Source organism: Ruminococcus flavefaciens (genome assembly GCF_900143025.1).
Classification (GTDB): Bacteria; Bacillota; Clostridia; order Oscillospirales; family Ruminococcaceae; genus Ruminococcus; species Ruminococcus flavefaciens_I.
Map to the genome: position 1 here is coordinate 405,025 of NZ_FRCT01000001.1, position 13,929 is coordinate 418,953.

Consider the following 13,929-nt stretch of genomic DNA (forward strand, 5'->3'; position numbering starts at 1 on the left):
CAAAAAGCAATATTACTGCTTCCGCCGAAACGGCGTGAAGTTCTGGTATAATTAACCGACAGGAGGAACTGCCTGATGATAATGTGCAGTAAATGCAAAAAAAGACCTGCGGTGGTGTTCATCACCTCTGTTCAGGGAAACGAAAAGAAAAATGAGGGACTCTGTCTTTCTTGTGCAAGATCGCAGAATATCCCGCAGATCAAAGAATATATGGATAAACTCGGCATCACCGACGAGGAGCTGGATCAGCTCTCAGATCAGATGATGGGAATGTTGGACGGCGACAGCTTTGAAATGGGCGGCTCCGGCGTTCTTCCCGATTTTATAACCAATATGTTCGGCGGAAATGATGACGGGGATAAGTCGGACGAAAATACAAGCGGCGGATTTGATCCGAGGAGCTTTTTCAGTTCAAGAAACAGCTCTTCCGATGATAAGTCATCAGACAGCAAAGATAAAAAAGGGGGGCTTTTCGGACGCAGCAAGGAAAAGAAGGCTAAGGAGCCTAAATTCCTCGGCAGCTACTGTACCAATCTTTCTCAGAAGGCAGCAGACGGCAAGCTCGATAATATTATAGGCAGAGATAACGAGATAGCCCGTGTTATACAGATACTTTCAAGACGTACAAAGAATAATCCATGTCTTATCGGTGAGCCGGGTGTCGGAAAGACAGCCATCGCCGAGGGCATCGCACTTCGTATAAATGAGGGAGATGTTCCGTTTAATCTTGTTGACAAGAAGGTATATCTCCTTGACCTTACAGCTCTCGTTGCAGGAACTCAGTTCCGCGGACAGTTTGAGAGCCGTGTAAAGGGACTTGTTGACGAGGTAAAGAAGGAGGGCAATATAATCCTCTTTATCGACGAGGTACACAACCTTGTAGGCGCAGGAGACTCTGAGGGCTCAATGAATGCGGCTAATATCTTAAAGCCGGCTCTTTCAAGAGGAGAGGTGCAGGTCATAGGTGCTACCACATTCGGAGAATACCGCAAGTATATCGAAAAGGACTCCGCCCTCGAAAGACGTTTCCAGCCTGTTACCGTAAACGAGCCTACTATCGAGGATACAGTAAATGTCCTTGTAGGAATAAAGAAGTATTACGAGGAATTCCACAAGGTACACATTTCTGATTACCTTGTAAGATTATGTGCTGTACTCTCAGAGAGATACATCACAGACCGTTTCCTGCCAGATAAGGCAATAGACCTTCTTGACGAAAGCTGTGCATATGCTTGTATCCGTTCACCCGAAATAGGTGAGTACGAAAAGCTGAAGAAGGAAATAAAGGTCATGGAGGATATGGAGAAATCCATTTCCGAGCAGGAAGAGATAGATTATCAGGCTCTTGCCGAGGTAAAGGGTAAGCTTATCCATATCCGCGAGACTGAAGCAGAGCTCAAGGAAAAGGCTGAAAGCGTAGATGTTGTCGAGTCCGATATCACTAAGGTCATCGAACGCTGGACAGGAATACCTGCCGCTAAGATAGCTGAAAATGAGTTTATGAAGATATCAAGGCTGGAGGATGCTCTCAAAAAGAGAGTCATCGGTCAGGACGAGGCTGTGGGAGTTCTCACAAGAGCTATCAAGCGTACAAGAGTACAGCTCAACAAACGCCGCAGACCTGCTTCGTTCATATTTGTAGGTCCTACGGGCGTAGGTAAGACTGAGCTTGTAAAGTCCCTTGCCGAGGAGCTTTTTGACTCGCCAGATCCGCTTATAAGACTTGATATGACAGAGTATATGGAAAAGCACTCTGTTGCACGTATGATAGGTTCGCCTCCCGGTTACGTAGGCTATGAGGAAGCAGGACAGCTCACAGAAAAGGTACGCCGCAAGCCTTATTCGGTAATACTCTTTGACGAGATCGAAAAGGCTCACCCTGACGTTATGAATATCCTCATGCAGATACTTGACGAGGGCAAGGTGGACGATGCACAGGGCAGAACTATAAACTTTGCAAATACTATAATCTGTATGACCTCAAATGCAGGCTCTACAGATAAGAGCATAGGTGTGGGCTTCAACCGTACCGAGAACGAGATATCAAGAGATAAGGCTATGAAGGGTCTGAGAGACTTCCTCCGCCCCGAGTTTATAAGCCGTATCGACGAGATAGTAGTGTTCAAGGATCTCACAAAGGAGAACTTTGCTGATATAGCTGCACTTATGATAGACGAGATGAAGGAACCTCTTGCTGAGAAGAATATCTCTATCGAGTATACAAGAGAAGCTCTTGAGGTCATTGCTGAGAAGGCGTTCGGCAAGCCCTACGGCGCAAGAGATATCCGCCGTGTTATCCGCGAGGAGGTCGAGGATCAGGTGGCACAGATCATTCTCGAACGTGCTTCTGAGGTAAGTGTTATCAGCATCTCGGCTGAGGGCGATAAGATCGTTGTCAGCGGCAGGAAGGAGCAGTCCGAAAATGAAGCATAAAATAGGCGCAGTCCTTGCGGCTCTTGCTATGACAGCCTGTCTGACAGGCTGCCTTGAGCCCGATAAAAAGGAAAGTGCAGATAAGACTCAGACAGATACAACGGCTGCTCAGAATGTAGAGCCTGTCACTGATGAAAACGGGGCAGAAATGACCGAGAGCATGGAGCTCATGCGCATCAAGTTCAAGGATATCCCCGAGGCTTCAAGCGGTCCGCTTATAAAGCTTAGCAAGACAGAGGCAAAGCCGGGCGAAATAGCTAAGGTTACGGTATCTGTTACAGGTGCTGACAAGAAGTGGAATATGTGCGGTATACACATCACATATCCAGATGTATTGCAGTGCCAGATAGAGAACGAGGAAGACCTTACGGTAGAGTATGAGCTTGGTGAGGCTACAAAGCGAAATGCAGGCTTTGTGGCTATGGACTGGGAGAGAAATCTCGCTCCTGAGCTTGAAAGAGAGCATAAGCGTTCCGTGTTCTTTACTACCATGTTCAAGGATAATGAAGGTCAGGACGGCGATATAGCTACGTTCTTCTTCAAAGTTCCCGATGACGCTCAGCCTGGTACAGTCTATGACCTGGGCTATTATTACATGGATTCGGATATGTTCCGCGACCTTGAAGCAAATATGTCCTTCGAGAAATATGCCTTTGAGCACCTCGAGGGCGGAAGCATTACTGTAAGATGATATATTATATTTAACAGTTTAGAATGAAATAGTACTTTTATTTAGGGAACGCCCTCTCTTGCAGGGCGTTCCCTCTTTCACAACAGTTCACTGAACTGTTGTGAAATTCACCCTTTGCGGAGCGCCTTACGATTATTGGGCGTTGCCCAACCCCACCAAAGGCTCTGCCTTTGGAATCCGCTAAAGGGTTGTGAACCCTTTAGAATCCCATTATTAGTTTAATAGATTTTTTCTGTATAGACAAGGATAAAAGAAAGGACATTACATAATGAATAAAAAAGAAACAGCAGAGATAAAAAAGAATTTTTCCGATAAAAGCGGCTTTTTCATTATGGAGCGTGTTCTCACAGCTTTTATTGACGCTGAAAAGAACGTGAGATACCACAATGTAAGCTCATGCCTTACTATGCCTGTTGAGGAGCATGATGTGTATGACGAGACTCTGAAAAAGGTGCTCAATACCAACGTAGGCAAGGCATTTGTGGAGTATGAGTTCCCGAATGAAGCCTATGACGAGGGACAGCCACAGAATATCCTCTATACGCTTCTTACCTCGGAGCTTAAAGACGATATCGCCTGTGAGGACTTCCTCAATCATATCGCCAATAATATCGCATATACAGGTCCGTTTGCGGTTATAACCTCTTACTGTACATATACTATCCGCAAAAAGGACAAGAATGACGAATTTGCAGATGGTGAGGACGAGATATACCGCTATATCCTTACAGCTATCTGTCCTGTAAATACAAGCAAGGACGGCTTTATCTTCGACAGCGTAGGCAACGAGATAACAAAGAAGGTGAATACAGAGCTTATTATAAGCAAAGCTCCTTCGGACGGCTTCCTTTACCCTGTTTTCAGCAACAGGAGCTCGGATATCAACCACGTTATGTACTACACAAAGAATATAAAATCACCTAATGTATCCGTTGTTGAGAACGTTCTCGGCTGCACCTTTGTTATGTCCGCTGAGAGCGAGAAAAGCAGCTTCCAGAGCATACTCAAGAATGTTGTGGGCGATGACCTTGATTATACTCTCATAAAGACCGTAAACGAGAAGATACAGGAGGTTGTTGAGGATAACAAGGACGATACAGACAGAGTAGTTATCGACAATGCAAGACTAAAGGATATCCTCGTAGATGTGGGACTCCCCGAGGAGCGCGTGAATATGGTAGAGCCTGTTTACGAAAAGGTCTGCGGTACTGCGCCCCTTACTGCGGCAAATCTTGTGGAGACTAAAACAGTTCTTACCTCTCCGGGTATAACCGTAAATATCAAGCCCTCTGCGGCTGATAAGGTGCGTACAAGCGTTGTTGACGGCAGAAGATGCCTCCTCATCGACATTGACGACCCGACTATCGAGATAAACGGACTGCCTGTTACTCTTTGAGAGCACTTAGCCGTTAGCCATTAGCTTGCAGGGAACGCCGCTTCGGCGTTCCTTTTTTATGTTCAAAAATTGCGGGGATATGTGTAATGTTTTACGGTTTTTGCGACTTTTTATGTTATAAACTTGACATGATATTATACATGGTGTTATAATAATATCGGTTAAACCAAATCTAAAACAAAAGGAGTTTTTAAAATGATTTTAGGCAAAAAAATCAGCAAAGCATTAAGCTTTGTCATATCTCTCACACTTGCATTGGTCATTTGTATCTGTAGCTTTGAATTTTCAAGCAATAAAATAAAGGCTAATGCGGCTGCGGCAAAGATAGCTACTCTTACCATTCATTCAGATCCAACAGGCGGACATTATGGACTTCCTGTAGGACAGCATGCGTTTCTTAGTATCAGAAACAAAGCTGGATATGATATAAGTGTTCTTGGTACTAATGTTCCGCCAAATGGTGCAATAACGATAGGAACCACAAAAAGTCTTGATGGTCAAGGAGATGGAATTTACACAAATGCTGAAGCTTGGCTTATAAAGAATAAGGGCTATTATAAAAAAAGAGTATCTCTTTCAATAGATATTACACTTGGAGAACTTTTTAAATTAAATGATGTAATGTACAAAAACAATACTTGGTCATGGTATTTAAATTGTTCGATTTTTGCCAGAACAGTGTGGAATTCAGTTGCACCTAAAAGTTTGGAATTAACGGGTGGAACACCTGTTATGCTTGCTGATAGCATAAAAAGCAAGAAAACCTATAAAGATGCTGCTAAAATTGGTACTTGTGATAAAGCAAATGTCAGACGCGTAAAAAAGGCTAATAAATACGCAAAGATTGATATGAAAAAAGTTATGAAAAACGCTTGAAAATAAGTATATTAAAAGGCGGTCAATGACCGCCTTTTCTACTTGCTACTCACTACTTTCTACTTACTCACGGGCGCACAGTGTGCGCCCTTCCTGCAAGATAAAAACTCCCTCACTATTGTGAGGGAGTTTTTTCAGTGATTTTCCTTGATAGCGGTCTTTGCCTTTGCGACTATGGTCCTGTCGTTCTCATAGGACAGGATATTTGTGGCATAGGATATATCCACCCAGCGTATTTCTGCGATCTCGCCCTCCTGTGGGGTAAAATCAACGTTCTTCGCTTTTGCAAGAAAGTAAACGACGACCTTCATCGTGTCCTTCTTCGGTGAATAGGTAACTGTTTCTCTGAATGTCGGATCAATAATAACATCAATGGAGGTCTCCTCCATTATCTCACGACGAGCAGTTTCAATCTCGGTCTCGCCCTTTTCAACGTGCCCCTTGGGGAAGGACCAGTGACCGCTGTTGATATGCTTTATCAGCAGTATTTCCGTATTGCCGTGGTATTTCCTGTAGACAATTGCGCCGCATGATTTCTCGTGAAGCATAGATAATCCTTTCTTGCCTGCAAAAACAGACAGAATCAAGAGCAGTTCACCCTGCTTCAGAGTATCATGTGGTGAGCTGCTTTTATATAGTTCAAAATTAATTATACCATATAATGGGCAATAAAGCAATATGCGCGGCAAAAAAAATTCGTGCCGAATGGTAAATCGTGCGAAAAAACGTGTAAAATGCGCATATTTTTTTCTCATGCATACTTGTACCTGCGGCTGAATATACATTACACAAAGCAAACTTCAAGGAGGTTACCGTTATGGACTTAAAACTTAACAGAGAGACCGTGCCAGCTGCCGAGATGATATACGACGGTATTCAGGAGCAGGCAGTTGAACTGGATTATATCCTTCCCGATTACTGTCCCGATATTTTCAGACTTATCCGCTGCGAAACTTCGCCTGTGATAACCGACTGGAGCATCAGCGGCGACAGGCTGACCTATGAGCTCAGGTGCGATATACATATCCTTTACTGCGGCGAAAACAGCAATGAGGTGCAGTCTGTGGAGCAGCACAGGAGCTTTACCAAAACCGTTGAACTCGGCAGAGCGGCGGAGTCTGCGGAGGTAAAGCTTATCCCGAAGGCTGACCACGCTAATTTCAGAGCCGTGAACAAACGCCGCCTTGACCTGCGCGGAGCTGTTTCCACAAAGATAACCGTTACAGGTCAGCAGGAGCAGGAGGTCATATCCGATGCAGTGGGTATGAATATACAGTTGAAAAAGACTCCCGTAAAATTTGCCGCAGGCAGGCTTACTGCGGAGAAGAATGTCCGTATAGAGGAGGACATGGAGCTTGGAGCGGCTCAGCCCGATGTTTCGGCAATTCTCAATTGTCGGTGCAGTGCATCTGCCTGCGAGATAAAGCTTGTTTCGGGAAAGCTTTTAGCAAAGGGTGAAATTGATGTGGAAATACTGTACTCGGGGGATAACACCGTCGAGGCTATGCGTTTTTCCCTTGATTACAGCCAGATAATCGACGTTGACGGACTCGATGACAGTTACGACTGCACGGTAGCTCCCGAAGTGCTCAGCTGCGATATAGCTGCATCGGAAGACAATGAGGGAAACAACCGTGTACTGCGGTGTGAAGCGGAAATACGGCTCAACTGTCGGGCTGTGAGGACGGCAACTGCCATGATAGCCGAGGATGCTTTTTCAACAGTCTACCCTTGCAGTGTTGAAATGTCGGAGATAAAAGCCGAGCAGATACCTGCGGTTTACGATGAGAGCTTCAGGCACAGCGCGAAGCTTGCTGACGGGGATAACGTGCCCCAGACTGTCTATGCTATGTGGAGCGAACCTAAAAATATAAATACCCGAATAGGCGATGACGGGCGCTCTGTGGTCATAAGCGGTATGCTGACCTATTCTATGGCAGCTAAGGACAAAGCGGGCATGATAGTTATGCCCGACCGTGACGAAGCCTTTGAGGTCACTGTTGGACTTCCCGATAATATAGGCGGCACATCAGTTTCGGCAGAGGTTCGGGTACGCGAGACCTCATACGATATATCCGCCGAGGGAGTCCTTACAGCTAAGTCGGATATAGGCGTTAAGCTACTGGTGTACAGTGCGGACTCCATAAAGGCTGTTACAGATATCTCTGTTGACGAGACTTCCAAAAAGGAGCGTGACGGCGATTATGCCATAAAACTGTATTTCGGTATCGAGAACGAGGATATATGGGATATCGCAAAGCGTTACAGTACAAGTGTTGCGGCTATCATGGAGGAAAACGATCTCAGCGGTGAACGCCTTGAAAACGGCGGTATGCTGCTGATACCTATTGTTTCGTGAAGTATTAGAGCTAAGAACTTAGAACTAAGAAATATATAATGAGAACTAAGAAATATCAGTTTAACTATCTTAGTTCTTAGATATTAGCTATTAGTTCTGATAAAAAGGAGTATTTTATGGCTAAAGATATATACAGCAATATTGCAGAGCGCACGGGCGGCGATATTTATATAGGCGTTGTGGGACCTGTACGCACAGGCAAATCCACCTTTATCAAGCGTTTTATGGAGTCGCTTGTAATTCCCAACATCACCAGTGAGTTCAAGCGTGAACGTGCTATTGATGAGCTTCCACAGTCCGCGGCAGGAAAGACAATTATGACTACAGAGCCAAAGTTCATACCCGAGGAGGCTGTGCAGATAGACCTTGGAAATGGTGCGGAGTTCAACGTAAGGCTTATCGATTGCGTAGGGTATATAGTCCCAAGCTCTTTGGGCTATATCGAAAACGAGCAGCCCCGTATGGTAATGACTTCGTGGTTCGATGAGGAGATACCATTCAATATGGCTGCGGAGATAGGCACACAGAAGGTCATCACAGACCACTCTACAATTGGTCTTGTCATAACCACAGACGGCTCTGTAACGGATATACCGCGAGAGGAGTATGAGGAGTGCGAGGAGCGTGTTATCCGCGAACTGAAGGAGCTTGGCAAGCCCTTTGTAGTAATACTCAATACAGTTGCTCCGAATTCGCCTGAGACTGCCGCTCTTGCTGCAAGACTCACAGACCGCTATGACGCTAAGGTAATACCTGTGAACTGCCTTGAACTGGGGGAGGAGGATATCCGCAGCATAATACGCGAGATACTCTTTTCCTTCCCCATAAAGGAGATAAATATCCGTACTGCGCGGTGGATAAATTCTCTTGGCAAAGGACACTGGCTGAAAACGGAGATACTGGACTGCATACGCAATGCTGCAAAGGATATACGGCTTGTCCGCGAGGCTGAGGACGCTGCTGCGGCTATAGCACAGTGTCCGAATGTGCTGAAAGCGGAGATAAGCAGCATTGATCTGGGCAAGGGCTCGGTGACTATCACAGCGGAGCTGGACAACAGTCTTTTCTATAAGATACTTGGTGAGACTACGGGTATCGAGATAGAGAGCGAAAGCGACCTTATGCCCCTGCTTACGGAGCTCAACGACATACGCCGCAAGTATAAGCGCATAGAGCCTGCACTGGCTGAGGTTGAGGCTACGGGTTACGGTATTGTTATGCCCGAGCTGGAGGAAATGTCCCTTGAGGAGCCGAAAATAATCCGTCAGGGCGGCAAATACGGCGTAAAGCTCAAGGCTTCCGCACCGTCAATTCATCTTATGAAAGCCAATATCAACACTACTATAAGCCCTATTGTGGGTACTGAGCGGCAGTCCGAGGAGCTTGTTATGTATCTGCTGGACGGCTTTGACGACGACCCGAAGAAGATATGGGAGAGCAATATTTTCGGGAAGTCCCTTCACGAGCTGGTCAACGAGGGACTTCACAGCAAGCTTTTCAAGATGCCTGTGGACGCACGAATGAAGTTGCAGGAGACTCTCGAACGAGTCATAAACGAGGGCTGTTCGGGACTTATCTGCTTTATTTTATGAAAAAAGGCAGCGTGACGCTGTACCCTTGCCACGTTGTCGCTCGCACACTCGCTCACTCTCATCAAAAACGTTACTTGTACATCGCTTACAGAGCTAAAAAAGGAGTACTGCAAAGGTACTCCTTTTTTTAGCCGTTAGCTTGTAGGGGCGGCGTTCCGCCGCCCGTCGATTAACGTAAATTTGTAGGGGACGGTGACTCCATCTTTTTTGTTTGTAGGGGACGGCGTCCTCGACGTCCCGAGTAGGGGCGGATATTATCCGCTCACAGGTCTCAGATTTGCTTTAAATGCCCATTTGTAGGGGCTGCCTTTGGCAGTCCGCAGTGTTCATAGCTGTAGGGGGCGACGTCCCTTTTTCATATAGCAACAAGAAAGCCGTGCTGCCTAAGCACGGCTTTCCTGTTCTGATTTGTCCCTTACAATTTATTTTTGGAATTATATCAATCTGAGCGGCGCGTTGTGCAGATGCACCGCTCAGACCAACATCGAAAAGGAATTATGATTACGAGAACTTCCAGTAATCGAATTCGCAGTCGCCGCTGAATACCATATAGATATCCTTAACGCCTGTTACGTTGTTCTCTGCAGCTGCGAGTTCGTTCTCGCTGCCGTTGAGCTCGCCGTAACCGATGCAAGTACCTGAAGTAGAACCTACACAGAACTTAACTACTGCGTTGCCGCTGCCCTTGACTGTGATAGAAGATACGCCATTCTTGAGATCAACGCCGCTGACCTTGATCCAATCGCCCTTCTTAGCCTTGACAGTTGTGTTGCCAACGCCGCTTATGCTTATGTTCTTAGACTGGTTAGACATTGTCTCAGCCTGTACGATCTCGTATGCGTTGAGGTTCTCGATCTGGCTTACACCCTTCTGTGAGCCGCTGCAAGTGATCTTTCCGTTGCTTATAGTTGCCTTATCGATACAGGGTGATCTGTAGTTAAGACCCTTGCCGCCGTTAACGCCCATACGCATTTCGAGCTGACGTGAGTGATAAAGTACATAGTAATTGCCCTTGAATTCGATAATTGAGTGGTGGTTGTTACCGCCGTTATCAAGTCTCTGTGTACCTGTATTCTTGAATACAACGCCCTGATACTGGTAGCCCTTGAGAGGATCTGTTGATGTCATGTAACCGATATCAGCATTGCTGAATGACTGACCGTTTACACTTGTACCGCCGGGAACATTCCAGTTGTGGCAGAATGAATAATACCAAGTATTGCCGATCTTGATCATGCTTGAGTCTTCAAAGAGGTAAGGTGTACCCGGATCAATAGGTGTACCTACGATGGAGATCATGTCATCGCCGAGCTTAGCGATACGACCCTGCTTTGTATTAGCAGCCTGTCCGTCAGGAACACCGCCGCCGTATGCGATTATAGCAGTATCTGTATCAGGATCATAGTAAACGCCCGGATCGAAGAGCCATGTTACGTTACTGTTAGGTGTGCTTCTTGAAATAAGCTCGTGTCCAAGAGGATCCTTTACATTCTTGGTGAATGTCGGGTCATCAGCTGTGATAACGCCGATACCTGAACCATTGTTTGCAAAGTAAAGGAAGAACTTATCCTGTCCCTTGATTGTCTTCCATGCAGCATCAGGAGCCCATGCGTTATTAGCCCATCTTGCAATAGGTGTGCCGTTAACTCTTGTCTTTGCAACAGGGATCTGACCGTGGTCAGTCCAGTTTACAAGGTCTGCTGTTGATAAGCAGTTGATGTAGCCTGAAGAATAATCGTTTTCAATAAGCTGATTATTCTTGTATGCGAACTGATCTGCTGTTGTGTAAACGTAAAGTCTGCCGTCATATACGAGCCAGCCCGGGTCAGCACCGAAACGCTGAGTATAAAGCGGGTTGTTCTCGCCTTCCTTCTTGAAGCTTTCTGCGAGTGAAAGACCGCTGAACTTGCCCTCATACTTTGAGGTATCAAGTGTAGGAACTGCCGGCTTGTTTACTGGGAATTCCTTGATCTTGCCAAGGAGGAAATTCTGGAGAAGAACGAGGTCATTAACCTCAAAGGTTCTGCTCTGGTCAACGTCAGCAGCCTGCTGTGCCTTTGAATCACTGAAGCTGCCTGCGAGGAGGCCCTTTCTTGCGGGGATCATATCCAGTGAGTTGATAACACCGTCTAAGTTAACATCACCGAGGGTAACTTCAACATTTGAATTCTGTCCGGGATCAGATGTTCCGGGATCGGTGATTGCAGGCTGTCCGGGACCTGCGATAGCTGTACCGGCAGGAGCGCCGATAGCCTCGTCAATGAAGAAATCACAGAGATTGGTCTCGTCTGTAGTTTCAACGTAGATCTGCATATTTGAAGCGTCAGCAGGGAGCTTATAGTTCTTGTTGATAAGCTGTACCCACTCGCCCTTAGGAGCTGTGCCTGTAGCGATCTCAACGTAATTAGCTGTACCTGAAGCGTCCTCATACTGGAGAGTGAACTTGAACTCTGTATTGCCGCTCTGATTTGTCATAGCGTTAACTGAGAAGCTGTAAGTCTCGCCGGGAGTAAAGATGCTTGAATCAAGTGCAAGTGAAGCACCGTTCCAGGAATTCTCACGGCCGGTGCAATAGAGAGACTTGCTGCCGGCATACTTAGCTGAACTGCTTGTCTCAACTGAAGCAGAACCTCTGCCTGTCCAGCCTTCTGATGTGCTCTCAAATGTGTGGTGGAACCAGTATCCTTCATCTGAAACCTTTGGCGGCTCAGGAGGAGTATAAGTTCCGCTTGCGCCTGCTCTCGGACCTGTATATGGGATACCTGTTGTCCACTGGCTGTCGGAAACAAGGCTTGTTATAGCGCTGTATGCAGCCTTTGGCTGGTTGCTTCCGTCATAGAGGAGAGGCTGATTGCTTCTGCCGCTGTTCTTATCTGTACCTACCCATGAGTTGTTATCGTTTGGTCCCCATACCTGTACGAGAGATACGAAAGGTCCGTTCGGATGCTGTGTATTCCAGTCCATAGCGTGCTTGAAAATAGCCTTATACTTGTCAGCCTGCTGCTGTAATGTGTACTTGCCGCCTTCTGTTGAAAGGTCAAGCTCAGTTACCTGAACGTCGAGACCGAGGTTGAGGTACTTATCCATAGCAGCGAGGTAAGAGTTTGTGTCGCCCCATGCGTTGCTTGCAGCGCAGTTGAGGTGTGACTGCATTCCCATACCGTCGATGAGTCCCTTTGCCTTGAGTGGCTTGAGGATAGTATTGATAATACAGTTCTGCTTGTCGTTAGCGAACTCGTTATAGTCGTTATAATAGAGCTGGCAGGTTGAAGGAGCATACTTTCTTGCATAAGTGAAAGCCTTCTCAACGAAGCCGTTGCCGCCGTAAACCTGAGCCCACTTGGAGCTTCCGTTACCGTTTGAAGGTCTTACGCCGCCCTGTGAAGCAGTACCGTCGTTGATTACCTCGTTACATACGTCGTATGCGTAAAGGTTGAGCTTTGGATACTGTGTAGCGAAAGCGTTGAACATATTCTTTATGTAGCTTTCCATACGCTGATCCATTACTGATGAGCTTACCCATGAGCCGTTATTGCTGAAGTTTGTCTTGAAGAACCAGTCAGGAGTCTGGCTGTGCCATACGAGGGTATGTCCTCTGAAAGCGATATTGTTCTTCTCAGCAAAGTCACAGATAGATGCGCAGCGGCTGAGTGAAACCTTGACGTTTGTATCTGTTGAGCCGTTCTGAACGATAGTAGCATCAGGCTTTGTCTCGTTCTCGCACTCGATAGCGTTATGATCCTTCAGGATGATACCTGTGATACCGCTGTTGTTTATTGTTGAGCCGTTAAAGATATTACCTACACGGAAGTAAGCACCGAATTCGTCCTTGAGTCCCTTGCCGGAAGGTGCTGCGTGTGCCTCCAGCGCAGCCTTGTCTCCTGTGATAAGGAATTCATCAAAGAAGAAATCGCCTGTAGAATCGTTTGTGATCTTGAGCTTGAACTCGTAGCTTCCTTCAGCTGCTGTGTAGTCGCCCTGGAGCTCTGTCCACTCGCCTGCGAGGACAGTCTTTGAATCGAGTTCGACAACAGTTTCTTTCTTTGTCACTTCATCAATAGTAAGAAGTGAGAAGTGGAATCTCTCAGTTGTCTTGCTGTAAACCTTAACACTGTAAGAGTATTTATCTCCGCCAAAGAGATAGAGACCCTTTGAAGAAGCAGCACCGTCTTCAGGTGATATACGGCCTGATACCTTCATGCCTCTTGACATATCAGTGCCTGCTGCTGACTGCGCTGTCAGTTCTACTGTTTCTCCCTCGCCGTACCAGCCTTCATAGCTGCTCTCGAAATCGTTGTGTACGATCTCGGCAGCATATGTGTGCTGTAACATTTCGGGGAAGGCAGTCATAACTCCTGAAAGGCAGCCGGCAGCCGTAAGGCTTGCAACTAACTTTTTAACTTTCATTATTTTCTCCTCCTCATAATTAAATTGTATATTTTTCGTTCAACGTTATGATATATTTTATATCATTTTATGCTGTTATATCAATTCTACTCCTTTACATTATTGTTTGCAACCCAAAAAATAAAGATTAGGTGCACAAAATGCAGAAATGACCATTAAAATGCTGTTTTTTATG

Annotated in this window: 8 protein-coding genes; 6 read left to right on the plus strand and 2 right to left on the minus strand. The window is 46.1% G+C overall.

Annotated elements, in window-relative coordinates; all coding sequences use genetic code 11:
• The first annotated feature begins 75 nt into the window (after positions 1-75).
• The 4 genes from BUB28_RS01900 (at position 76) to BUB28_RS01915 (ending at position 5,396) form a co-directional block, all read left to right on the plus strand.
• Complete coding sequence (locus BUB28_RS01900) at positions 76-2,433, plus strand: ATP-dependent Clp protease ATP-binding subunit (protein WP_175547783.1); 2,358 nt, start codon at positions 76-78, stop codon at positions 2,431-2,433.
• Positions 2,423-3,124: a cohesin domain-containing protein gene (locus BUB28_RS01905; protein ID WP_072948130.1), complete on the plus strand. Its 702-nt coding sequence runs from the start codon at positions 2,423-2,425 to the stop codon at positions 3,122-3,124. Before BUB28_RS01900 ends, BUB28_RS01905 begins: the two co-directional genes overlap by 11 nt.
• Positions 3,125-3,392: 268 nt before the next feature.
• A complete protein-coding gene (locus BUB28_RS01910) occupies positions 3,393-4,520 on the plus strand; it encodes a DUF4317 domain-containing protein (RefSeq protein WP_072948132.1) in 1,128 nt (375 codons plus the stop codon).
• A 195-nt stretch (positions 4,521-4,715) separates the two neighbouring features.
• A complete protein-coding gene (locus BUB28_RS01915; protein ID WP_072948134.1) occupies positions 4,716-5,396 on the plus strand; it encodes a hypothetical protein in 681 nt (226 codons plus the stop codon).
• A 134-nt stretch (positions 5,397-5,530) separates the two neighbouring features.
• On the opposite strand, the gene BUB28_RS01920 is transcribed toward BUB28_RS01915, so the two are convergent.
• Entirely contained in the window at positions 5,531-5,944 is a 414-nt protein-coding gene (locus tag BUB28_RS01920) for a bis(5'-nucleosyl)-tetraphosphatase (RefSeq protein WP_072948248.1), read from the minus strand.
• Positions 5,945-6,213: 269 nt separating this feature from the next.
• Between BUB28_RS01920 and BUB28_RS01925 the strand changes: the two genes are divergently transcribed.
• Complete coding sequence (locus tag BUB28_RS01925) at positions 6,214-7,755, plus strand: DUF3794 and LysM peptidoglycan-binding domain-containing protein (protein WP_072948136.1); 1,542 nt, start codon at positions 6,214-6,216, stop codon at positions 7,753-7,755.
• A 116-nt stretch (positions 7,756-7,871) separates the two neighbouring features.
• Positions 7,872-9,347 carry a stage IV sporulation protein A gene (spoIVA, locus tag BUB28_RS01930; protein WP_072948138.1) on the plus strand — a complete coding sequence of 492 codons (1,476 nt, stop codon included), beginning with the start codon at positions 7,872-7,874 and terminating at the stop codon, positions 9,345-9,347.
• 501 nt (positions 9,348-9,848) lie between these two features.
• Here the strand turns inward: spoIVA and BUB28_RS01935 are convergent.
• Positions 9,849-13,754 (minus strand): endo-1,4-beta-xylanase, encoded by a 3,906-nt coding sequence (locus tag BUB28_RS01935; RefSeq protein WP_072948140.1) that lies wholly within the window; start codon positions 13,752-13,754, stop codon positions 9,849-9,851.
• Positions 13,755-13,929 lie beyond the last annotated feature (175 nt).